At 59.8% G+C, this 22,981-nt stretch carries 24 protein-coding genes; 9 read left to right on the top strand and 15 right to left on the bottom strand.

Annotation, left to right across the window (positions count from 1 at the left end; translation table 11 throughout):
- Window positions 1-5 precede the first annotated feature (5 nt).
- Window positions 6-2,288: a response regulator gene (locus tag VWY75_RS00795; RefSeq protein ID WP_340547729.1), complete on the top strand. Its 2,283-nt coding sequence runs from the start codon at window positions 6-8 to the stop codon at window positions 2,286-2,288.
- 148 nt (window positions 2,289-2,436) lie between these two features.
- Here VWY75_RS00795 and VWY75_RS00790 read toward each other — a convergent pair whose 3' ends face one another.
- From VWY75_RS00790 to VWY75_RS00780, 3 genes are read right to left on the bottom strand one after another with little or no spacing between them, the layout of a single operon-like run.
- On the bottom strand, window positions 2,437-3,234 hold the full coding sequence (locus tag VWY75_RS00790) for a metal ABC transporter permease (RefSeq protein WP_340547728.1): 798 nt from the start codon (window positions 3,232-3,234) through the stop codon (window positions 2,437-2,439).
- A complete protein-coding gene (locus VWY75_RS00785; protein ID WP_340547727.1) occupies window positions 3,231-4,010 on the bottom strand; it encodes a metal ABC transporter ATP-binding protein in 780 nt (259 codons plus the stop codon). The genes VWY75_RS00790 and VWY75_RS00785 overlap by 4 nt, the downstream gene beginning before the upstream one ends.
- 11 nt (window positions 4,011-4,021) lie before the next feature.
- On the bottom strand, window positions 4,022-4,489 hold the full coding sequence (locus VWY75_RS00780; RefSeq protein ID WP_416537908.1) for a Fur family transcriptional regulator: 468 nt from the start codon (window positions 4,487-4,489) through the stop codon (window positions 4,022-4,024).
- Between the two features lie 96 nt (window positions 4,490-4,585).
- Here VWY75_RS00780 and VWY75_RS00775 point away from each other — a divergent pair, with 96 nt between their 5' ends.
- Window positions 4,586-5,590 carry a zinc ABC transporter substrate-binding protein gene (locus tag VWY75_RS00775; protein WP_416537907.1) on the top strand — a complete coding sequence of 335 codons (1,005 nt, stop codon included), beginning with the start codon at window positions 4,586-4,588 and terminating at the stop codon, window positions 5,588-5,590.
- Here VWY75_RS00775 and VWY75_RS00770 read toward each other — a convergent pair.
- From VWY75_RS00770 to VWY75_RS00740, 7 genes are all read right to left on the bottom strand, one after another.
- The gene (locus VWY75_RS00770) at window positions 5,584-6,885 is read right to left on the bottom strand and encodes an NAD(P)/FAD-dependent oxidoreductase (RefSeq protein ID WP_416537906.1); all 1,302 of its coding nucleotides are present in this window, start codon (window positions 6,883-6,885) and stop codon (window positions 5,584-5,586) included. The genes VWY75_RS00775 and VWY75_RS00770 overlap by 7 nt on opposite strands.
- A 171-nt stretch (window positions 6,886-7,056) precedes the next feature.
- Window positions 7,057-8,175, bottom strand: a complete 1,119-nt coding sequence (gene modC, locus VWY75_RS00765) for a molybdenum ABC transporter ATP-binding protein (protein WP_416537905.1) — start codon at window positions 8,173-8,175, stop codon at window positions 7,057-7,059.
- A complete protein-coding gene (gene modB / locus VWY75_RS00760; RefSeq protein ID WP_416535347.1) occupies window positions 8,169-8,867 on the bottom strand; it encodes a molybdate ABC transporter permease subunit in 699 nt (232 codons plus the stop codon). Before modB ends, modC begins: the two co-directional genes overlap by 7 nt.
- 9 nt (window positions 8,868-8,876) lie before the next feature.
- Window positions 8,877-9,644, bottom strand: a complete 768-nt coding sequence (gene modA / locus VWY75_RS00755) for a molybdate ABC transporter substrate-binding protein (protein ID WP_416538084.1) — start codon at window positions 9,642-9,644, stop codon at window positions 8,877-8,879.
- Between the two features lie 235 nt (window positions 9,645-9,879).
- Window positions 9,880-10,434 carry a chemotaxis protein CheD gene (locus tag VWY75_RS00750; RefSeq protein ID WP_340547720.1) on the bottom strand — a complete coding sequence of 185 codons (555 nt, stop codon included), beginning with the start codon at window positions 10,432-10,434 and terminating at the stop codon, window positions 9,880-9,882.
- 24 nt (window positions 10,435-10,458) lie between these two features.
- Complete coding sequence (locus VWY75_RS00745) at window positions 10,459-11,397, bottom strand: CheB methylesterase domain-containing protein (protein ID WP_340547745.1); 939 nt, start codon at window positions 11,395-11,397, stop codon at window positions 10,459-10,461.
- A gap of 156 nt (window positions 11,398-11,553) precedes the next feature.
- Complete coding sequence (locus VWY75_RS00740) at window positions 11,554-13,986, bottom strand: methyl-accepting chemotaxis protein (protein ID WP_416556022.1); 2,433 nt, start codon at window positions 13,984-13,986, stop codon at window positions 11,554-11,556.
- A 389-nt stretch (window positions 13,987-14,375) separates the two neighbouring features.
- Between VWY75_RS00740 and VWY75_RS00735 the strand changes: the two genes are divergently transcribed.
- From VWY75_RS00735 to VWY75_RS00705, 7 genes are read left to right on the top strand one after another with little or no spacing between them, the layout of a single operon-like run.
- Window positions 14,376-14,663 (top strand): STAS domain-containing protein, encoded by a 288-nt coding sequence (locus tag VWY75_RS00735; RefSeq protein ID WP_340547718.1) that lies wholly within the window; start codon window positions 14,376-14,378, stop codon window positions 14,661-14,663.
- Window positions 14,660-15,034, top strand: a complete 375-nt coding sequence (locus VWY75_RS00730; RefSeq protein WP_340547717.1) for a response regulator — start codon at window positions 14,660-14,662, stop codon at window positions 15,032-15,034. The genes VWY75_RS00735 and VWY75_RS00730 overlap by 4 nt, the downstream gene beginning before the upstream one ends.
- Before the next feature lies 1 nt (window position 15,035).
- Window positions 15,036-17,171: a chemotaxis protein CheA gene (locus tag VWY75_RS00725; protein ID WP_416535507.1), complete on the top strand. Its 2,136-nt coding sequence runs from the start codon at window positions 15,036-15,038 to the stop codon at window positions 17,169-17,171.
- Window positions 17,155-17,643, top strand: coding sequence for a chemotaxis protein CheW (locus VWY75_RS00720; RefSeq protein WP_340547715.1), 489 nt, complete (start codon window positions 17,155-17,157; stop codon window positions 17,641-17,643). The genes VWY75_RS00725 and VWY75_RS00720 overlap by 17 nt, the downstream gene beginning before the upstream one ends.
- Window positions 17,640-18,503 carry a CheR family methyltransferase gene (locus VWY75_RS00715; RefSeq protein WP_340547714.1) on the top strand — a complete coding sequence of 288 codons (864 nt, stop codon included), beginning with the start codon at window positions 17,640-17,642 and terminating at the stop codon, window positions 18,501-18,503. The genes VWY75_RS00720 and VWY75_RS00715 overlap by 4 nt, the downstream gene beginning before the upstream one ends.
- Before the next feature lie 37 nt (window positions 18,504-18,540).
- Window positions 18,541-18,927 (top strand): response regulator, encoded by a 387-nt coding sequence (locus VWY75_RS00710; RefSeq protein WP_340547713.1) that lies wholly within the window; start codon window positions 18,541-18,543, stop codon window positions 18,925-18,927.
- A 35-nt stretch (window positions 18,928-18,962) separates the two neighbouring features.
- On the top strand, window positions 18,963-19,268 hold the full coding sequence (locus tag VWY75_RS00705) for a hypothetical protein (RefSeq protein WP_340547712.1): 306 nt from the start codon (window positions 18,963-18,965) through the stop codon (window positions 19,266-19,268).
- Between the two features lie 93 nt (window positions 19,269-19,361).
- Here VWY75_RS00705 and VWY75_RS00700 read toward each other — a convergent pair whose 3' ends face one another.
- From VWY75_RS00700 to VWY75_RS00680, 5 genes are all read right to left on the bottom strand, one after another.
- On the bottom strand, window positions 19,362-20,750 hold the full coding sequence (locus tag VWY75_RS00700) for a PepSY-associated TM helix domain-containing protein (RefSeq protein ID WP_416538082.1): 1,389 nt from the start codon (window positions 20,748-20,750) through the stop codon (window positions 19,362-19,364).
- A 59-nt stretch (window positions 20,751-20,809) separates the two neighbouring features.
- The gene (locus tag VWY75_RS00695) at window positions 20,810-21,190 is read right to left on the bottom strand and encodes a DUF2946 family protein (RefSeq protein WP_416538081.1); all 381 of its coding nucleotides are present in this window, start codon (window positions 21,188-21,190) and stop codon (window positions 20,810-20,812) included.
- A 115-nt stretch (window positions 21,191-21,305) separates the two neighbouring features.
- A complete protein-coding gene (locus VWY75_RS00690; RefSeq protein WP_416538080.1) occupies window positions 21,306-22,529 on the bottom strand; it encodes an NnrS family protein in 1,224 nt (407 codons plus the stop codon).
- A gap of 32 nt (window positions 22,530-22,561) precedes the next feature.
- Window positions 22,562-22,732 carry an NnrT protein gene (locus VWY75_RS00685; RefSeq protein WP_416535503.1) on the bottom strand — a complete coding sequence of 57 codons (171 nt, stop codon included), beginning with the start codon at window positions 22,730-22,732 and terminating at the stop codon, window positions 22,562-22,564.
- Window positions 22,733-22,797: 65 nt separating this feature from the next.
- Window positions 22,798-22,980, bottom strand: a complete 183-nt coding sequence (locus tag VWY75_RS00680) for a protein NnrT (RefSeq protein ID WP_416538079.1) — start codon at window positions 22,978-22,980, stop codon at window positions 22,798-22,800.
- Window position 22,981 lies beyond the last annotated feature (1 nt).

The raw sequence follows: 22,981 nt of genomic DNA, 5'->3' as shown, positions 1-22,981 counted from the left end.
CTCCCATGAAACGTACGGGCATACTCTTTCAGATCGTCTTGTCATTGTCGCTGGCTGCCCTGCTGGTGGCGGTGGCGATCGGCGATGTTGCGCGTCGCTACGAGACCCGCAACCTGCAGGACCAATTGAAAGAGCAGGCTGAGCTGACCATCTCGTTGCTGAGCGGGCTGATGCTTGAATCGATCATCGTCGAAGATGTGCCGGTGCTGGAAACCGGATTGACCGAGGCGATTACCCGCAATCCCAAACTCCTGAAGATCCAGATCCAGGATAGCGCGGGTACTCCGATCGCGGAGGCGGGCCGTACGGATCAGGTGGGGCCGGATGACTTTGTGATGTATGACCGCCCGATCACGCTCGACGGGTTCGATTTTGGCAATATGGTTGTTCACTGGTCTACCCGTGAGGGGCAGGCAATGGTTCAGCACAAGGTCAGCCAGACCATCATGTGGACGGTGGTGGCCGTGGCAGTGCTGTCCATTCTGGTGCTGATATTGGTGAGCGTGCTGGCCTTGCGCCCATTGCAGATCATTCACCAGCGCATGTCGGATGCGATCGCCGGCTTGTCGAACCGGCAGGCCCGGCTGCCCTGGTTTGCCTCGCGCGAGTTTCGGGCCTTGGATTTCTCTGTCGGTGTGCTTGAGGATACCTTTGAAGAGCGGGACGAGCGTGAGTACGCATTGGATGAGGCGCGGAAATCGGCTGATATCGCCAACCGGGCCAAATCCGAATTCCTGGCCAATATGTCCCATGAAATCCGCACTCCGATGAATGGCGTCATCGGCATGGCGGAACTGATCCTGGAGACGGATCTGGACGAAGACCAGACCATGTATGCCGAGACGATTGCCAAGTCTGGCTCGGCGCTGCTGACGATCATCAACGACATTCTGAATTTTTCGAAGATCGAGGCGGGCAAGATGGAGCTGGACCGCGCGCCCTTCAACTTGCAGACCGCAATTGAGGACGTCGTGACACTGTTGTCGCCCAAAGCCGCGGAGAAGAATGTCGAGGTGACACTTCGCTATGATCCGAACCTGCCGGAATGTTACGACGGCGACGTTGGTCGTATCCGCCAGATCCTGACCAATGTGGCGGGTAACGCGGTGAAGTTCACCGGCAGCGGCTATGTCTATATCGAGGTCTCAGGCGAGTCTGAGGATGGCTACACGGATCTGCGTATTTCGGTCACCGATACCGGCACCGGCATACCGGAGGACCGGCTGGACCTGATTTTCAATGCCTTTGAGCAGGCCGACGGAGCCGCGACCCGCAATTATGAGGGCACCGGACTGGGCCTTGCGATATCCACGCGCTTGCTTGCGCTGATGGGCGGGCGGATCTCTGTACGGTCGGAACTGGGCAAGGGCTCGGTGTTCACCATTGAGCTGCCACTGCGGATCCGGCCCAACCAGCCGAAGCCTGCTCAGGATGAGCGGGATTTCAAGGGGCTGCGGGCACTGGTTGTTGATGATCTGGAACTCAACAGGATTATTCTGACTGAGCGGTTGGCGACCTGGGGGGTGAAAAGCATCGCCGCCGGATCGGCCCATCAGGCGCTGGAGATTCTGCTGGATGCACGTCACGACGGTGTGCGTTTCGACGTCATTCTGCAAGATTTCCAGATGCCCGGGATGGATGGGAAAGAGTTGGCAGAGCGGATCCGAGATATCCCGGAATATCGCGATCTGCCGATCGTTATCCTGTCCTCGGTTGAAAATACGCTGGACCGGGCCGCACGCGAACATCTGGGTCGCTGCGAAGTTGCGCTGAAGCCACTGCGTGCAGCGCAGCTCCAGTCGGTTATGAGTCGGGTGCTCGAGATACCCGCCGATGCGCCTCAGGACACGGTTCAGCCACCGGTCGCGGATGATATGGAGGCCATACCGCAGGTGAAACTGCTGCTGGCGGAGGACAATCGAACCAACCAGCTCGTCGTATCACGCATGTTGAAGGCGGCTCCCATCGAAGTCTTGATCGCCGCGAATGGTGAGGAGGCGGTGACCATGTTTGCGGAACACCAGCCGGATATCGTGCTGATGGATATGATGATGCCGGTCAAAGACGGGATAGATGCGACGGCTGAAATCCGTCAGCTCGAACGGGAGCAGGGGATGCGCCGCTGTCCGGTCGTCGCGTTGACGGCAAATGCCCTGCAGTCCCACCGCGAGGAATGCCTTGCCGCAGGCATGGATGACTTCCTGAGCAAACCGATCAACAAGAAGGCCCTGCTTGGAGCGGTAAGCAAATGGGTGGAATGCGGCCCGTTGCTGAAGACCGGAACCTGACGCCACCTGATGGCACCGGGCGCCAGCCGACAGAACCGCCGCGATCAGACAATAACCCCCTGGTTGACGGCGACCGATTGCTGATCCGGCCTGCGGTGTTTGCTGATGAGGGTTTCCTGGCGCATCTTCCTGGTGCTGCGGCGTTGCCTCAGGCTCGGCTGAAGAGCTGTTTGAGGCTCGAGAGGGCAAACAGGCTCGCGGCGAGGCAGACAATTGTCGGCCCGGTGGGCGTGTCGAACATGAACGCCAGTTGCAATCCGCCCAACGCCGAGATCGCGCCCGTGATGGCTGCAATCACCGTCATGCGTTCCGGTGTCGCGGCAAACGGGCGCGCGGTGGCGGCCGGGATGATCAGCATGGCTGCAATCAGCAGAACTCCGACAACCTTGATCGCTACGGCGACCACAACCGCCAGCGCCAGGGTCAGCACCAGTTGTTCGCGGCGCGGATCAATGCCTGCGGCGTAGGCCAGATCCGGGTTCAAGGTCGCGGTCAGCAGGGCGGACCAACGCCACCACAACAGGGCCACAACAAGGATCGCGCCGCCCCAGATGATCATGAGATCCTGACCATTGACCGCAAGGATATCGCCGAAGAGATAGGCCATCAGATCCAGCCGTACACCATGCAGGAAAGAGACGGCCACAAGACCAAATGCCAGCGATGAATGAGCGAGCACCCCGAGCAGCGTGTCAACGGCATAGCCCCGACCGCTGAGGGTTGAGACAACCGTCGCCATGATCAGGGCCATGGCAAGGACGCCGACAAAAATCGACGTGTCGAAGCTGAGCGCAATTGCGATGCCGAGGATGGACGCGTGGGCCGTGGCATCACCAAAATACGCCATCCGTCGCCAGACCACGAAACAGCCCAAAGGGGCCGCCGCAAGGGCAACACCGACGCCTGCAAAAGCGGCGCGGATCAGGAAGCTGTCGAAGATTGTCATGACTGTTGTCTCACCAGATCGGGCGTTGCAGGTTGCGGGTCATGCGCGTGATCATGACCGCAGCTGTGATCATGGGAATGATTGTGTTCGTGCCGGTATAGCGCCAGAGCGCCCTGGGTGCCGGTGCCGAACAGCGCCCGGTATTCCGGGGCGGAGGCGACATGCGCAGGCGCGCCTTCGCAACAGATATGACCGTTGAGGCAGATCACCCGGTCCGATGCGGCCATAACCACGTGCAATTCGTGACTGACCATCAGAATGGCGCAGCCCAGATCGCGGCGCAGCTGTTCAATCTGCTGGTAGAAGGCGGCTGATCCGGGCTGGTCCAGCCCCTGCGTGGCCTCATCAAGGATCAACAGCTGTGGATCGCACAGCAGGGCGCGCGCCAGCAGAACTCGCTGGAACTGACCTCCCGAAAGACCGGTCATCTGGCGTTTCATCAGCTGCCCGGCGCCCGCTTGCTCCAGCGCTGTTCGTGCTGCGGCGTCGGTCACGGGGCTGGGCAGGCTCAGGAAGCGGCGCACTGTCAGCGGGAGCGTCGGGTCGATATGCAGTTTTTGCGGCACATAGCCGATCCGAAGTCCCGGTGCCTTTGACACGGTCCCGCGGGTGGGACTCAGCGCGCCGATGATGGTGCGCAAAAAGGTCGATTTGCCGGAACCATTGGGGCCAACGATCGTGACAATCTCTCCGGGGTTAATGGCAAAGTCGACGTTGTGCAGCACGGGGTTTGCATTGTGGCGTACGGTGACGCCGTCCAGATTGACCAGTGTCATTGCGCGTCGTCCTACTGGCATTTGGGGCACAGGCCCTCGGCCTCCATCACCGTCCGTTCGATCAGGAATCCTGCCTCGCGGGCGGCAGTTCCCAGACGACCGTTGGTGGTTTGCGAGGGGGCTTCGGCAACCGCGTTGCAGGTGCGGCAGATCATGAAGACCGGCGCGTGATCGTCGCCGGGATGGCTACAGGCCACAAAGGCGTTGAGTCGTTCGATCTTGTGCACAAAGCCGTTCTTCACCAGAAAATCCAAGGCGCGATAGGCGATTGGTGGCTGTGATCCAAGCCCTTCGTCGCGCAGGATGTCGAGCAGATCATAGGCGCCCATGGCGCGATGGGCCTGGAGCAGGATTTCCAGCACGCGGCGGCGTACCGGGGTGAATTGCAGGCCATGTGCACGGCAATGGGCATCTGCAACGGCGATACCGTCGTTTATGCAATGGCTGTGGTCGTGCGCATGAAATCCGATGGGGTCCATCTGAGGCTCCGTTGGGCGGTCTCTCTTTCGGGGTTGATATGTTATGTTATGACGTTTATCAACCGCCGTAATGTTATACAATTACATGAGGCCATCATGGGACATCTCCGCTATCTTGCAATTGCCGCAACTGTCTGTACCACAGCGACGACAGCTCTCGCCGAGGTTCCGACGGTCGCGGCTGATATCACGCCCGTCCATGGCCTCGTCTCGCGGGTGATGCAGGGGGTTGGTGCCCCTGAGCTTGTGGTGCCGCCCGGCGCTTCGCCGCATAGCCACGCGATGCGCCCCTCCGAAGCGCGGGCATTGGATCAGGCGAATCTGGTGTTCTGGGTTGGCCCGAGGCTGACCCCATGGTTGGAGGGGCCTATCGCGACGCTGGCCTCTGACGCCACGGTTATCTCCCTGCTTGAGGCTGACACAACGCGGCAGCTGACGGTGCGTGACACAGTTCAGTTCGGGCGCGGTGATCACGATGAGCACGCAGAAGAACACTCCGATGACCATCATGAGGGGCATGGGGATGACCACAATGATGCCCATCACGATGAGGAGGGGCACGACGATCACGGCCACAGGCACGAGCCGGGAAGCCTGGATCCGCATGCCTGGTTGATGGCGGAGAACGGCAGCGCCTGGTTGCAGGTCATCGCCGAGGCCCTGGCTGACGCCGATCCCGACAATGAAGCGCTATACCTGCGGAACGCCGCAGAGGGGCAGGCTGAAATTGCGGCGGCGACCGCTGAAATCTCCGCCAAACTGACCCCGGTTGCGGGCAAGCCGTTTGTGGTTTTTCACGATGCTTATCAGTATTTTGAAACCGGGTTCGGTGTTCAGGCCGCCGGTGCGATCTCGCTCAGCGATGCCTCTGATCCAAGCCCGGCGCGGATCGCGGAGATTCGCGCGACGGTCCAAGAGATGAAAGTGCAATGTGTGCTGTCAGAGCCGCAGTTTAACCCGGGCCTGGTTGCGACGGTTCTGGACGGTACGAAGGCGCGCACAGCTGTTGTTGATCCACTGGGTGTAACGCTGGATCTTGGCCCGGATTTCTATTCGAAGCTTCTGACATCTGTCGGGGCGGCCATCGCCAGCTGCTATTGATCAGCAGCTGGCGATCTTGAGCCCGAGCGTTCGGCCAGCAGATGGATCAGCGTGGCCCCTGTTTCGTAATAGGCGCCACGCAAACCTGCGAAGGGCAACCGGTGATGGTGGCTCAATGGGACTGGCAGCTGGGATGGGTCTTCACCAATCAGCGCGTCTGCCATGCGTCTGCCAAAGAGCGTGCCGGGACCGATGCCCCGGCCCGAATATCCAAAACAGGCAAACCCTTGACCAAGATCTATAATCTTGGGGATGTGCTCCGTTGTCATGGCGATTTTGCCTGCCCATTGCGTCTCGAGCGGGTAGTCTGCAAGAGCAGGGAACATGCCCGCCAGTTTGCGCCGCAACCAGTTGCTGTGCACACGGCCGGCTGGGTGTGAGAGTTCCCCCATGCCGCCGATGATCAGCCTCCCCGCACGGTCGCGGCGCCAGGAAGACATGATCAGACCCGTGTCCCAGCAGCCTTCGCCCTGCGGCAGGATCTCGTTGGCCAAATCATCGGGCAGCGGCGCTGTTGCCGCCTGAAAATAGCTGACCGGAATAGACGCCGGTGCTGCGTAGCCCGCGATGGGTTGCGGATAGGCATTGGTCGCCATGATCAGATGTCTGGCGCGCACCGTGCCACCGGGCGTCGCGACGAGCCAGCCAGTGGCGTGACGGTCAAGAGTCACAACCGGAGACTGGGCGTGCAGACGGGCCCCCTGGGCCATCGCGGCGCGGGCCAATCCGATGGCATAGGCCAGCGGTTGAATCGTGCCGGCCCGGGGGTCGAACAACGCGCCATGGACCGCGTCGCTGCCGACCCGAGCAATTGCCTCGCTGCGCGACAGCAACCTGACCGAAGCGCCAATCGCAGCCAGCTGCCGGTGGCGATTGTGCAGATCCTTCAACCCAGAGGGCGCATGGGCGCAGTGCAATGTTCCATTATGGACCGGTTCACAGTCGATCTGATGGGTCTTGATCAGATCAAAGACAGCTGCGGGCGCTGCTGCCAGCAGCTCCGAAAGCCGCGCGCCAGCCACAGTTCCCAATGCGGCGTTGATCTCTTCTGGCGGCAGCCAGAGACCGGCGTTGACCAGCCCGACATTCCGCCCGGATCCGCCTGCGCCAAAGCTATCGGCCTCCAGCAGGCAGACATCAGCACCCATCTCTGCCGCGCGCAAAGCGGCGGAGCAGCCGGTGTAGCCGCCGCCGATGACAACGAGATCGGCCGAAACCTCGCCCGTCAAAACGGGGGCCGAGAGCACCTCGCGGGTGGTTTCCTGCCAGAGGCTGCGACCCGGCTCGTGCGTCATGACCGACGGCCTATAACCTCGGGAGACGTCGTCTCGATTGTCTGGTGCTGCACTTGCGCCTCCCTCCTTGGCGTGACGGGTGTCGGACACCGTTTGCTGATGGCCTGTCACCCTTCGGGCATACCGCAGCGACTGGCCTCTGCCGAGAGAAATCAGCAGAGGGCACACGGTTTACCGTGAGATTTCATTCGGCATATGTTTGCCCGTGTGCGCACCGCCCACGTCCTCGGGTGCGACGGACACGGATTTAACGATAGCATGGCACTGTGTCCCAACCGCGAGGTTCAGCGCAACGGCAGATCGTCGGGTGACCCGCGCCAACAGGGCGCCGGCGGGCGTCTGCAATGATATCATAATACCCGGTCCCCCGCCGCTGCGCAGGGCGGTGATCCGGCCCGGAAGAATGTTCAGCGCAGACAGGCCGATGGGGCGCTCACGCGAGAGGATCACCTCGTGTGCCGATATTCGCACACGCACGGTTTGACCCGGCGGATGTGGCACCTGCGGCAGGAACAGCGCAATGCCACCGGCATTCAGTTCGCTCAGCCCATCTGGATGGTGCTGCTCAACGACGGCCTGAAGGATAGCGCCCGCGCCGCGCACGCCGGTCGGCATGATGGCCGGATCAGCGAGGACAACATCGGCAGGACCAACGCGACTGCATTTTCCATCCTGCAGGGCGACCACTGTCGTTGCCAGGCGGGCAACCTCGGCAACGGAATGAGTCACATAGAGTATCGGCACCGAGAATTCGTCGCGCAGCCGCTCAAGATAGGGCAGGATCTCTGCCTTTCGCGCCTCGTCCAACGCGGCAAGAGGCTCATCCGCCAGTATCATATCCGGTGCGGCCAGCAATGCACGGCCGATGGCCACGCGCTGTTTCTCGCCCCCGGAGAGATGTGTCGGGTGGCGTTTCAGCAGCCCGCCCAGCCCGAGCATGTCGACCACGGTGTCAAATGGCGCTGCCTTACGGTTCTTGCCGATAAACCGTTGACCGTAAGAGAGGTTTTTCGCCACCGTCATATGCGGGAAGAGCCGGGCATCCTGAAAGATATAACCGATGTGGCGTCGATGAGGCGGGATGTTGATGTCGGCACCGGTGTCCAGAACAATGCGATCCTTTACGCGGATCTTGCCAGTGGCCGGTTTCAAAAGACCTGCGACCGCGTTGGTGACGGTGGTTTTCCCGGCGCCTGAGCGGCCAAACAGGACGGTCACCCCGGCCGGCGCTGCAAAATCGACATCAACGGCAAGTCGCCCCAGTTGATGGGTGAGCTTGACCTCTAGCATGTGGCGCCCCGCACACGTTTTGCCACCCGTCGCGCCAGCCATTCGGAGGCCAGCAAAGCTGCCATGGCGATGACAACGGAGACGATCACCAGACGCAGCGCGGCATTTTCACCGTCAGGAACCTGCAGGAAGGCGTAGATCGCCGAGGGAATGGTCCGCGTCTGGCCGGGGATGTTGGAGACGAAGGTGATCGTTGCTCCAAACTCGCCCATCGCCTTGGCAAAGCCAAGCACAGCACCCGCAAGCACGCCGGGCAGGATCAGGGGCAGAGTGATGGTCACGAAAACCCAGAACCGCGATGCGCCAAGCGTTGCAGCGGCCTGTTCCAATCTTGGATCTACGGCCTCCAGCGACAGGCGCATGGCGCGCACCATCAGCGGGAACCCCATGATCGCGGCGGCGAGCGCAGCGCCGGTCCAGCGAAAGGCAAATGTGATCCCGACCGCATTCAAGGCCGTGCCGACCGGGCTGGGGCCGCTGAACACAATCAACAGAATGTAGCCGGTCACCACCGGTGGCAGGATCAGAGGCAGATGGACCACCCCGTTCAGCAGGGCCTTGCCCCGAAACTGCCCGCGCGCCAGCGCCAGCGCCACCATCAGCCCCAGAGGAAGCGACAGCAGGGTTGCCCAGAACGACACTTTCAAGGACAGGGCGACCGCCTGCCATTCCTCGGGACCAAGCCACTGCATGTCGAAGGATCACTCCACTAGAACGGTGAAACCTTGCCCGACAAAGATGTCTTTCGCAATCGGGCTGCTTAAGAAGGTGAGGAAATCCATGGCCTTCTGCCCATTGTGGGTTGCCGCGGCAGGGTAGACTATCGGCCCGTGGCTGTCTGCCGGGAACCGGTCAACGACGCTAACGTCGCTCACTCCGACAATGTCGGAGCCGTAGACGATGCCAAGCCCGGCCGCTCCACGGCGGACAAGCGCCAGGGCTGCCCGAACATTATCTGTCTGGGCAATATGTGGGTGCAATTGATCCCAGAGCCCGAGGTGCTGCAACGCGGATTTGCCGTAGATGCCTGCTGGCACCGCATCAACCAACGCCATCGCCAGCGGGCGATCCTGGACCTGTTCCAGAAGCCCTGACCCGTCGTTCAGTGACAGCGCGTCACTCTTTTGTTGTGCGGCGGCGGGTGCAATCAGGAGCAGAGAGTTGCCGAGCAGATCGAACCGGGTATCCGCAGCAATCAGGTCTTGGCTCTGGGCCCAGTCCATCCAGGCTGCGTTGGCAGAAATGAAGACATCCGCCGGTGCACCATATTGCAGCTGCCGGGCCAGAAGGGAGGACCCGGCCAGGGACAGATCAACGGCGATGCCGGTTTGCTCCTCATAGACCTGCGATATCTGCTCCAACGCGGTTTTGAGACTGGCTGCGCCAAAGATGGTCAACCGATCGGCCAATGCTGCCCGGGGCAGCACGAAGGTGAGGGCAAGGGAAAGGCAAGCAACGCACCGAATTATCCACGATCCCAGACCCTTGGGCAGGGTGAACTGCTGGTTGTGTTGCACGGTAGATCCTGTCGTCGGATAACACATTGGATCATAGCGGCTCATCCGGGCAGGCTGCAAGGCGCAAGAGGGTTGGTAAAGCCTCAACCCATGACCAAAAAGAAGGGCCCGAAACTAGCGGACCCTTCCTGAAATTTCTGGCGATTGCAGACACGGGACACAGGCGTGTTGCCCGTCCCTTTCTGCCTTAGAACAGCGTCACTGCGCCAACATCTGCCGCAGGCTTGGCAGCCGGTGCCGGACGCGCCGCGACCCGTTCCTGTTCGCCCAGACGCCGATCATCCTTCACCTGTGTCTGCTGTGCAGCACCCGAAACAGCGTGGAAGCGGACCCGTCGTGCCGAGGTTCCACCGACGCTGGAGGAGACAACAGCGATGCCCTCATCCCTCAGAAAGCGCTGGACAAAATCCGCATTTGAGGCCCCGATATCGGAGAGGTTGGCCGACATCTTGGCGCCGCCAAAGACCTTTGCCTTCAGGTTTTCGCGGCGAGCGCCCTTTTTCATGATGCCGTTGATCAGCAGTTCCATCGCGTGGATCCCATAGCGGGCATTGACGCTATCGCTGGCCGTCGAGGAGGCCAGCAGGAAATGGTTCATGCCGCCGACGCCCACTTGGTCATCGTAGATACATGCCGCGATACAGGACCCAAGCACGGTAGAGAAGACCACGGTTGGTGATGTCGATACGCGATACTCGCCCTGTAGGACGGTCACCGTGGTAGAGTTAGCAAATACGCTCAAGGTGATTTCCTTCCCAGTTATCTGTCAGGTCTTGCAAGCCTGAATCAATGTTCCGGCCATTCGCGCAAGCGAGACCTGTTGCTGCGCGGCGCCCATTTCCCAGGCGACACGTGGCATCCCGTAGACGACGCTGCTTTTTTCGTCCTGAGCAAAGGTTTTCGCCCCAGCTTTGCGCAGTTCAAGCAGCCCTTGCGCCCCATCTTGGCCCATACCGGTTAAGATTGTCGCAACAACGCTCTTTGCCATCGGGACTGCAGACATAAAAAGCGCATCAACCGACGGCATGTGACCCGAAATCGGCGGGCCTTCCTTGAAGCGTGTGCGATAGGGTTTGCGAGGGGTGAGCCCCATGTGGCGGGGCTGCCCTGCGGCCACATATACATGGCCGGGCGACAAGTTCATATTGTCATCCGCAGACAGCACCTTTGCCGGACAGATGCGATCCAGAAGCGAGACCAGCCCGCGCCCAAAATTCTTGCCGGTGTGCTGAACAATCAATGTTGGCGGACAGTTCAGCGGAAATCCGACCAATACGCTGCGCAGGGCTTCGACACCGCCGGTGGATGAACCGATGAGGATGATCTTGTCGCTGCCGGGGCCTGCGGCAGCGGCAGTGCCCTTTTGCATGGGAGAGGCCTGATCCCGTCGCGGGGCCTTGACCATCATGTCGAAGTAGCGGGCAAAATCACGCGGATTGTCGGATTTTGTGAGTTCGAAGATCCCGGCACCCACATCGAGCAGGGGGGATGAGCTGCGCGCCGGCGTCGATGTCTGGCTGTCCATCACAGATACCCAACGGATATCCAGCGCAGAGAACAGGGCCAGCATCATTTCGAATTCGGGCAGTTTGGTGAACCCATCTTCGACAAAGGCGAATGTGGGTTGCCCGGCTTCCGCCTGATTATAGGCCATCATCAGATTATTGGCCAAGAGCACTTGGAGGCCAGGATAGGTGGCCTCCATGTGGTGTTGTATGGTCTGCGCAAAACGCCGGTCCGTGGTGATGATCAATAGGCTCTGTGACAATGCTCATTCCGCTTGTTGCGTTCGGACAAGGGCCGAAGTGTTTCAGATGTAGGGGCGCCCGGTCCAACTACGGTCCGGGCGCCTTCCGCAGGATCAGAAATCCTGCCAGATGTCCCTGGCCGCGTTGCCATTGGTGCTGGCAGCTGCCGGTGCCGGTTGCGGTGTGACCGCCTCCAGATCCCAGTCGTCGCCATGGGCGCTGGGGGCAGAGGGCGCCTCGTCAGGAGCTTCGTCAAACGCCATGGTTGGCGGCTTCTGCATCGCTCCGGTCTGGCCTTCAGTCGATTTTGGCATGGGGGCTGTATTGCCGAGGGATTGGGCTGCGCCCGCCGCGACCCGGAAATGGGCGACCAGCTGGGCCAGCTTGGTGGCATCGGCATTGAGCATATGCCCGGCGGCAGTGGCCTCTTCGACCATGGCGGCGTTCTGCTGGGTGACCTGGTCAAGCTGGGTCACGCCGGTGTTGATCTCATGCAGACCGGTCGACTGTTCGCTGGCACCGGTTGCGATGCCCGAAACCAGTTTCGAGATATGACCGACCCGCTCCACGATGCTTTGCAGCGCGTCGCCGGTTTTGCCCACCAGATCAACGCCCCGCTCCACCTGCTTGGTGCTGTCGCCGATCAGCGTCTTGATCTCCATCGCCGCATCCGAGGACCGCTGCGCCAGGGCGCGCACCTCGCTGGCGACCACGGCAAAGCCCTTGCCCGCCTCGCCGGCCCGCGCGGCCTCGACACCGGCGTTCAGCGCCAGGAGGTTGGTCTGGAAGGCGATGTCGTCAATCACCCCGATGATCTGCGAAATATGGGTCGAGGACTGCTCGATCTCGGTCATTGCGGAGACGGCGCTCTGCACCACGGTGCCACTTGTTTCGGCCTCCTGTTTGGCTTCCTGCATGATGCTTTCGACACTGCGGGCACCTTCGGCGGCGGATTTCACGCTGGCCGTCATCTCGTCCAGGGCGGCGGCGGTTTCCTCCAGCGTGGCGGCCTGGCTTTCGGTGCGGTTGGACAGGTCGTCGGAGGCCTGGCTGATCTCATTGGCGCCGTTGCGGATGCTTTCGGCGGTGTCGATCACCTGGGTCACAGTGGCGCTCAGCGTTTCCGCGGTGCGGTTGAAATTCTCCCGCAGCTTCTCGTGATGCGCCGGGAACGGATCGCTGATCGGCTGGGAGAAATCGCCACCGGCAAGACGCACCAGGCCGGAGCTCAGCTGTTCGACGACGATTTCCTGTTGCCGCTGCAGTTCCGCGCGCTCCAGTTCCGCCGAGCGAGCCTGTTTCAGATCATCCTGCAGGCTTATCAACTGCTTGCCGATATCGCCGATTTCATCGTTTTGATTCGCTTCCGGGATCGGTGATTCGAGATTCCCGGACGCAACCTCTTCGATTCGACCGCAGATCCGGTTGATCGGCTTGGTGATCGAGCGCGCAAACAGCCAGCCGAATACAGACATACCTGCGGCACAGGCCAGCGAGATCAACAGCAGACGATTGCGATCGCGGTTTACGGGGGCAAACAGCTCTGCGCGGTCCTGTTCGGCCACGATCGCCCAGTTGGCCTGCGGCAGGCCTACGGGCTCAGAGTAGGCGACTACAGCACTGCCTGTCACACCAGTTGTGTTGGCATAGAAGCCTGAATTGCCAGCGAGGGCGTCAGACAGGTGCTCGGCTGTGTCCAGTTCGTCAAGAACCTTGTGATGGTCGTCATGGCGCGATTTGGTGCGGACTTTCATATCCTGACCGACGATGAACACATTCAGCGTTTCGGTCATCTCGCTTGCCGGGTTTACGATATTCGTCAGCATCTCGACGGGCACTTGCAACGCCAGGACACCCTGAAGTTTGCCTGCACCATCGAACACTGGAGTCGCAACAAATGCGGCCGGATCGCCGTTGCTGGGCGCATAGCCTTCGAGATCGGCAAAGATCACGGTTCCCGCCGATGCCTTGATGGCCGAGCGGAATGCCTTGCCCAGACCTGATGCGGCATAGGCGCCATCAACCAGATTGGAGGCATAGTCCGCTTCCTTCGTCACGGAATAAACGATGTCGCCTGCCGGGTTGATCAAGAAGACGTCGTAATACCCCTTGTTCTGCAGAACGGCAGTCAGTGACGGATGAAAACGGGCATGGTGCATGTGATAGGGCGAATCGCCGACCCCCCGGTTAAGGAGGTGTTTTTCGCCGGCTTTGTTCGGGTTGGCGTCAACATAGGCGTTCCGCAGAACCTTCTGTGCGTCACCTTCGATCCCGTCCCAGGTCATCGTGAACCACTCCAGCGCGGTGGCCGTCGACGGAATGGTGGCCAAGGTCGACGCATCCGCCTCGATACCCTCCATCAGCGCACGCAGGGCAACACGGCGATCCTCTGTCATCGCGTGGAATTGTTGTTCGGCGTGTTTCATCGCCGCATTTTGCAGCGCAACCGAGCTGATCGTGACGAAAGCCGCCGTTATCAGCACACCGAACCCCACAATGAAGAGGGGCAACTTATACGCCAGACGCAAGGTGGGAATAATTTTCATCGGACACTCCATTCACAGGCACAAGAAGAGGATGGTGGCCTCTGCTTTCCCTTCTTGATGCCTGCTAGGAGTTAATTTCGAGCTTACGAGCGGTTGGTTTTTCACGGCAATTTCCCGGTAAAACTCCACAGCCGGGGCACCGCCGGAGTCCGTATAATTATATTACCCTACGCTGCTGCTGTTTTTGTGGCGGTACGCCAGGCGGAAAAATTCAGACGATTTGCAGCCGGTAAAATTTTGCGAAATTGCAGTTGGTTTTTACCGCCAAATCCTCGCTAATTCCGGGCCCCGGGGCGCCGGTCCGGCAATCAAATATTAAGGCCCGGCGTCTACTCCTACCGTATCGACTTGAAACCTGTCGCCGAATACGGGGGTGCGAATCGCTGACCATGACGACGGAAACGCAAAAACACATCTTGGACCTGCCCAATGCCTTCTCGGATCTTGATCCGCTGATTTCATTCTTGCGCGGGGCGCGCACTCAGGCAGTGGAGATTGATTGCAGCAGTGTGGCGGTCATGCCGTCACGCTGTCTGCAGCTTCTGCTGAGCGCAGAACAGCAATGGCGATCGGAGGGACTGGGGTTCTCAGTCTCTAAGATCACTGAAGGGTGCCGGAAATCGCTCACTCTTTTGGGGCTCGAGCCCAACCGATTTGAAGACGAGGAAACAGCATGAAGACGAAAGTTCTGGCAATCGACGATTCCCGCACGATCCGGAATCTCCTGGCCGCCGCTCTTGAAGAGGCCGGTTTTGAATACCATTGCGCGGTGGATGGCCGCGAAGGTGTGGACATGTATGCCGACGTGGCTCCGGATGTGGTGATTACCGACATCAACATGCCAAACCTCGACGGGTTCGGCGTCATCGAAGAGCTGCGCGGGGAAGGCATCAATTCCAAGGTTCCAATCCTGGTCCTGACCACCGAGAGCGCGCCCGAACTGAAGGCCCGCGCCCGCGGTGCCGGCGCGACCGGATGGATCACCAAACCATTCGACGACGCATCCCTGATTTTCGCGCTGAAACGCGTCACCGGGGCAGCAGCCTAAGATGGCCGGGTCGATACAGGACACATTCTTCGAGGAGTGCGAAGAGCTCCTCGAAGCAATGGATGAGGGTTTGACCGCTATCGAAGGAGGCGATCATGACCCTGAGGTGGTCAATGCTGTCTTCCGGGCGGTTCATTCGATCAAAGGGGGAGCGGGCGCATTTGGCTTGGATGAGCTGGTGGCCTTTGCCCATAAATTCGAAACCGTCTTTGACGAAGTGCGGGCCAACCGGCTTGGTCTTGATACCAAGCTGATCCAGCTGTTGCTGCGCTCCAGCGATCATCTCTCTGATCTCGTTTCGACCGCGCGCGATGGTGGCAGCACCGATGAGGCCCATCACGATGTGCTCATCGCGGCTCTCGAGGAATATATCGATGAGGATGAAGAAGAGGTGGTTTTCCAGCCCATGGGGTTGGGCGGTGCCTTTGAGATGTCGCCAATCGAGGTGGAGAAAGAGCGGGTTTACTCGATCCGTTTCCATCCATTGAAAGACATGTACGGGACCGGTAACGAGCCTTACTTCCTGTTCCAGACGCTAGCTGATCTGGGCACGCTGGAGGTGGCGCTTGACGAGAGCGAGTTGCCAGGTTTCGATGCTCTGGATACCGACGAGAGCTATCTTATCTGGGCCTTGACGCTCACCACAACAGAGCCAAAGTCTGCAATCGAGTCTGTGTTTGAGTTTGTCGAAGGGCTGTGCGAGCTGTCCATCGAATCCGACATGGATGAAGAAGACGAGGCCAATGCTCTGGCTGCACTGGAGGCTGCATTTGGTGCCGCTCCAGAGGAAGGCGGTGATCAGGTGGCTGCCCCTTTTGAACCGCCGGTCTCAGCTCCAGAACCGGAGGCTGTGGCGGCCCCGGTGGCCGCGAAAGCGGCTGCGCCAAAAGCTGAGGCCGCGAAGTCCGAGCAGCGTGGGCCAAATCCAACGCTGCGGGTCGACCTGGAACGCGTCGATCGTCTGATCAACGCCGTCGGCGAATTGATCATCAACCATTCGATGTTGGCACAGCAAATTGCCAACCTTGATGTTGCGGATCTGCGGGATGTCGAGACCGAACTGGAGGGCTTTAAAAATCTTGCCCGCGATATCCAGGAAGGTGTCATGTCTATTCGCGCGCAACCCGTCAAACCGCTGTTTCAGCGTATGGCGCGGATTGTTCGTGAGGCCTCAGCCGCAACTGGAAAAACAGCTAAGCTGATCACCGAGGGTGAGAATACCGAGGTCGACAAGACGGTCATCGAGCGTCTCTCCGATCCGTTGACCCATATCTTGCGGAACGCGGTCGATCACGGTGTCGAAAAGCCCGACGATCGCGAAGCTGCGGGTAAAAGCCGCAGTGGCGAGATCCGTCTGTCAGCCTCTCACCGGTCCGGTAGTGTCTGTATCGAGATCAAGGACGATGGTGCCGGCGTTAATCGCCCGCGGGTGAAGCAGATCGCGATCGACAAAGGTCTCATTCCAGAGAATGCGGACCTGACCGACAGCGAGATCGACAACCTGTTGTTCTTGCCTGGTTTCTCCACAGCCAAAGAGATTTCCAATCTCTCCGGGCGTGGTGTTGGCATGGATGTGGTCAAAAACGCTGTCACAGCTTTGGGCGGGCGGATCAATATTGCCTCTACCCCGGGCAAGGGGTCGGTCTTCACCATCATTCTGCCCCTGACACTTGCAGTCATGGATGGAATGGTTGTTTCGGTCGCCGACCAAACGATGGTTGTCCCGATCACGTCCATTGTCGAAACAATGCGCGGCAGTGATGACATGGTCAACAATCTGGGGGCCGATGGCACGCTGCTGTCGATCAGGGGTAACTTCGTCCCTGTTTGCGATGTGGGCGGGGCGCTTGGATTGTCCAAGGCCGACCAGGATCAGCCACCGGGCGTCTATCTTCTGGTAGAAACGGAGACTGGTCAGCGCAGTGCCTTGGCCGTGGACGATATTCACGATCAACGCCAGGTGGTCATCAAAAGCCTCGATGGCGTTTGCGGGAATATTCCCGGCGTCGCCGCTGCCACCATTCTTGGTGACGGTAAGATCGCTATGATCCTTGATCCTGAAAGTATTCTTGCGGCTTCGCCTTCTGCAGCCGCTTTCGACACAGAGCGGAGAATAAGCAATGCAATCGCAAGCTGAAGCCAAATATGAAGATTCAGAAGTCAAACACGCCCAGCACAGCGAATTTGTCAGTTTCACCGTTGCTGGTCAGGCGTTCTGTCTGAAAATCACGCAGATCCGGGAAATCCGTCGCTGGTCTCCGGTGACGATCCTGCCTCATGCGCCCGCAGATGTCTTGGGCGTGATGAACCTACGCGGCGCGGTGATCCCGATCTACGATCTGTCCGCGCGGTTTGGGCTGCAGCAGACCGAAGCGAGCGAGCGAAACGTCGTGATCGTTGTCTCGGTGCACGGCAAGCCGGTTGGTCTGCTGGCAGAGTCCGTATCGGAGATCATCTCGATCAACCCGGATGATATCCAGGACACCCCGCCGGTGGATAGTCGCAACACGATGGACTACATCCAAGGGATTATTTCGCACGATGAAACCATGGTGCGGATCATCAATCTGGATGCGGTCATCACTGTACCGGAACAGGTGATCTCGTGACCATTGCCAATCCCATTGATTCTCGTGCGGATGGTTTCACCCTGTCTGATCAGGATTTCGAAGCCATCGCCGATTTCGCGCACAAGCACTTTGGGCTGGCCATGTCCAGCAGCAAGAAACCCTTGGTTTCTTCTCGCTTGGCGCGGCGGTTGCGCAAGCTCAACTATACCGATTTCAAATCCTACCTGAAGGAGTTGAACGGACCAAATGCGGATGTGGAGCGCAGCGAGCTGCTGTCTCTGCTGACGACAAATGTGACGCAGTTCTTTCGAGAGCCGCATCACTTTGACACTTTGCGCGACGACGTGCTGCCGCCGCTCCTGGAAAAGGCGCGTCGCGGAGATAGGGTGCGAATTTGGTCGGCAGGGTGTTCGAACGGGCAGGAACCCTACACCATCGCGATGGTGCTAAAGGAACTGTGCCCGGATGTTGAGAAACTGGATGTCAAAATCCTTGGCACCGATATCGATCCTGTTGTTGTCCGCAAGGCGTCGTCGGCACGCTACTCTGCTGAAGAGCTGTCGCAGATCCCGCAGAAATACAGCGGCTACTATAAGATCGAAGGGCAAGATGGTGCGATCCGCGAAGATCTGCGTGCCCTGCTGACATTTGGTGTGCTCAACCTGATCGAACCCTTTCCGTTCAAAGGAAAGTTTGACGCCATCTTCTGTCGAAACGTGGCCATCTACTTCGACACCCCGACCCAGCAAAAGGTCTGGCACGCCTTTCAGCGCAGTCTCAATCCGGGAGGCTATCTGTTTATCGGCCACTCGGAACGTATGTCCGGCCCTGCGGCATCGGCGCTGCAGACCGTCGGGATCACCACTTACTTAAACTCTCCTGCCGGTGGGAACACCTGAGCAGTCCGGCAAAAAAAGAGAAAATGAGGAACTAAAAATGAGCTTGAAAGACTCTCTGCGTGTGATGGTCGTTGACGATATGTCTACCAGCCGAGGCATCCTGACCCAATGTCTGGACGAGCTTGGCGTGAGTAACTACATGGTTGAAAACAACGGGCAATCTGCGTTTCAGAAGCTTGTGACCAATCCGGTTCACCTGGTGCTGTCCGACTACAACATGCCGGGCATGGATGGGCTTGGCCTGCTGAAAGCGCTGCGTGAGCACCGCGTGACACAACGTGTAGGCTTTATCCTCGTCACGGGCAAACCGACACCGGAGATCGTTGAAGTCGGTCGTCGCCTGGCGATGAATAACATCATTCGCAAGCCGTTCACCGTTGCCACTATGAAGCAGGCAATCGAGCAAGTGGTTGGCCGCCTATGAACATGCAGTCGACACCACCGCCAAAGGGTCACACGGTGAGTGATCTTTGCGATGTGTCACGCGCGGAAATGCAGCGGTTGCAAACGCAGGTGCAGGCGCTTGAAGATACGGTGCTTACAATCTTTGAGCGTGGGACGCCTCCAACCCGCGAAGAGCGGCAATCTCTGCAGGATTTCGATCTTGTCGTGCAGACGCTTGCGGCCCTGGGAAAGTTCTATGCGGAACTACAGAAGCTTGCGAAGGAAACCGGCGGTATCAATCTCAACGATAGCAGCGCCGTGGTGACATTGCACAAACTGCGTGACCGGCTCCGCGATCCGGCCAGCGCATCTCAGAAGTGAGACCCTCTGCACCGCCCATCGGGCGGTGCAGTCATATCTTGGGTCGTGGGCATGCCTGGTCGCTGGCGTATCTGCCGCATGTTTCGACTGATGTTATGTCAGGCGGTGGCGTAGCGCGGGCAGGCGCGTCAGGATCAACCCGTCCAGCATCAGCAGCGCCAGAAGAGCCAGCCCCGCCATCGGAAAGGCAATGCATACGGCAATTCCGACCAGTCCTGCGCCTTTCCAGAGAGGCAGCTCCTTGGGCATCGGGGGGGCGGAGAGGCGGCCTGATTTGGTAGGACGACGCTTCCACCAGAGCACCACGGCACTGGCACATAGAAACAGGATGGAGAGGCAAACCAGCGTATTTGCCAGAACGCTCCACAGCCCCAACGTGCCCATATGGAGGGCAATCCCGACGGCCATCGCCTTTCCGGGCCAAGAATAATCGGCAAATCGGACATCCGCCAGAATCTTGCCGGTGTAGCGGTCGACATGGACAGTCCGGTCAGAGGTGGGGTTGATACTGTCGGTGCTCATGGAATCGCGGCTTAGGGTCCAGACACCGGTATCGCCGCGTGCAATGCTGAGCTGATATCGTCCGCCAAATCCGATCTGGCGCGCCAGGGCGTCAACGCTGTCGATGTCGACAGTTGCACCGATAATACCGCTGATGCCCGCAGTTCCCCCTGAAGCTGGCATCGGCGTCTGCTCAAGTGCCCAGGGAACCTCGCGGCGGGTGTGGTCCATGCTGGCATGGGTATCGCCGGACAGGGGGACGTTGTCCCATTTCTCCGCCGGAAACTGGCTCCAGGCCTGAACCATTTTCCCACCCCAGAGACCGGCCCAGGCAAGGCCTGAAACCAGAAACAGTGCAAGGAAAAGCGAAATCCAGAAACCGACCACCCCGTGCAGAGATCTCCACGTCGTCCGGCCGCGTCCCCGGCTCGGCAGCAATGCGTGGCGCCAGCCCAGATTTCGGGGCCACCACATGTATAGGCCGGTCGCGATCAGCAGCATGGTCAGAGAGGCAGCGGTTTCCAGGATGCGGTCGCCAGTGACGCCGAGCATCAGATCGCTATGCAGACTGTCGGCGAAATCATACCATCCGCTGCGGCGCGGGAAGGTTTCGATGACCGTGGCCGTATAGGGGTCGACCGCAACCATCACTGCGTCACCGTCGTGATCGATGCGAAAGAGCGCGGCGAGGTCGGCCCCTCGGGGGGCCACATATGTTTTCAAGATGCCATCAGGCAGGATTGCCTGCGCGGCATCGGCCTGCGCCGAAAGTGGCAGGGCGTGGGCTTGGGCAGTGACGGGGGTACGTTCGCCATCGCGCCCGTCGACCCAGGCGATCCACAGCATGGCCAGCCCGGTTAGCGCGAGTGTTGCGAGAAACGGAATGACGAACAGACCGGTGTAGAAATGCCACCGCCAGGCAGCAAAATAGAGTTTCTGCGTGCGGCCCTGCGGCTGCACGGGGGAATGGGGCAGGGTCATAGGTTGGCTCCAGGCCTTTTTTCGCTGCCGGTGTGGCAGCGCATAGTTTGCAATTGACGTCAGAGAAGGAAGGTCAATGGCGCTGGAGGGGCCCGGGTGCGATGTGCCGGACCACGCGGGCGGTCTCGGCGCAGCGGTTTGACGACGGCTGCGCGTGTTCTCGGACGCTGTACCAAGCGCAGGCCGGGCGTTTCTGGATGGCTCGGCATCAGGGCCGCTGCGGTCAGTCGGCAGGCCTCACATTTTGCAAGAGCACCGTGATCTGGGTCCGTGCTGTCACCACAGAGATCGCTTAATGTGCCGCCTGCGGCGACAAAGGCGGCATAGTCGGGCGAGTCAACGGCGCGGTCATAGCGATGTGCAAATCCGGTGCCGACCATGGCCAGCACCAGCGCTAGCATCATGGCCAGCCGTGGCAGGATATGTACCGCGAATCGCATGTGCAGTATGTTACTTCGACTGCGGCGTGATGGCGAGTGATTCTGCTGTATTACCTAAGGTTTTGTGAGCAAAATCATTGCACTAGGTTGGTACAGTCCCGACGATGGTGTCGCGCTAGGTGTCCGTCGCCGGTCGTCGGGTGGAGACCAGGGCCCGTCCGAAGAGCAATGCGAAGCCGAAGAAGGCGATGCACCACGCGATTGCTGAGATCAGATAGAGCTCATGCGCTATATCGGACCCGCTGTTCGCCACAAGCCGCGCGAAGGTGGCTATGATGATCGCCAACAGGAGCAGTCGGGTGCCTGCTCCTGCGACCAGTGGGCGGCCGGTATGTCCGAGCGTGGCACGGATCATGACGGCCAGCGTCATTATGCCAATAGCTCCGGCCATCCACAGATGCTGGGCGGATGCGGGATCCAGCGGCAGCCGCAGCAGCCGGATCGAGGCCATCAGGAGGGCGCCGATGGGGATCATTGCATAAGCCAGATGCAGAATGCCCAGCAGTGGCTCCGCTCCTGTGTGATGTCCCTGCCAGCGGACCAGTCGCAGCATCTGCGCAACACCAAAGATGGCCAGCGCCGCTGCGGCTGCGATGTGATCTGGTACAGCAACCCATATGGCCAAGGTCGGCAGGCTGAGTGCCAATGCGATTTTGTCCAGAGATTGCATTGGATCCGCAGGACGCACATCAGCCCCCTGTTTGACCAACCAGTTCCGGGTGAAACTGGGGATGATACGTCCGCCGATCAGGCAGATCATTCCAATCGCGTTGGCCAGTCCCAGACGCAGCCCCAACCCCTGTGCGGGATAGCCGCCCGCAGCCGTTTCCAGATGCAGCAGAATCAGCGCCAATGCGTGTATTGCCAGCAATAGAAGGATGACGAGGTTGCGCCAGTTCTTTCCTGCGATGATCTCGCGCAGGACCACGGCGCCAAGCATGAGTGGAAAACTCACATCGACCAGAGTGACGGTCCAGACCGGAAGAAATGCGCCACATAGCGTCACGAGACGTCCCACCATCCACAACAGAACCAGTGCCAGCAGTGGTCCTCCGGTGAGCGGAGCGCGACCGGTCCAGTTTGGCACGGCGGTAAGCAGAAAACCCGCGAGAACGGCGCTGAGGTAACCAAAGAGAAAAGTCTTCGCGTGCCAGGATACAGGATCAAGCCTGAGCGGTAGGGTCAGCGTGCCGCCGAGCAGCCCGATCCAGGCGATCATCGCCAGTCCTGCCCAAAGCGTCGCAAGCAGGAAAAACGGCCGGAAACCATAGGAGAGTATCGGCGGGGTGCGCAATGTCGTTGTGGAATTTCCGGCATCTGCCTTGGTGGTCACGGCCATGGGTCAGCTCCGCTGGTATTCGGGTAACAGGTTCAGGATTGCGGCACTTCGGCGCTGTCCATAAGGCGTCGGATATGTCCGGCAAAGGCGTAGGTGGCGGGCAGGGCGATTACCGCACCTATGATGATCGACGGGGATATGCCCAGAACGGGCAGACCCAGCCAGCTGGTGATCAGAGCAGCGAAATATACGTTCAGTGCCATCGCACCGGAGCCAAACGGGTAGAGTGTGACGGCTATGCGCAAGCGCGACCAACCGGCTCGCGCAGTCATCGCCGCATCACCAGCATGTGCACCGCCGCAAGCGCCATAACCAAGGCGATGCAGGCCAGTGCAAACCAGAATTCGGCAGTTGCCGATTGCGCCTGCGGAACAGGCCGGTCAAAGCCCTTGGCTATGGCGGGCGAAGCGACGGTCGCGGCGCAGGATAGGATGAGCAAGATACGGCGCATG

Origin of the sequence: Phaeobacter sp. JH20_08 (assembly GCF_048056635.1) — a bacterium.
Lineage (GTDB): Bacteria > Pseudomonadota > Alphaproteobacteria > Rhodobacterales > Rhodobacteraceae > Phaeobacter > Phaeobacter bryozoorum.
The sequence above is the reverse complement of the archived record's forward strand: the minus strand, read 5'-3'. Positions and strand labels throughout refer to the sequence as shown.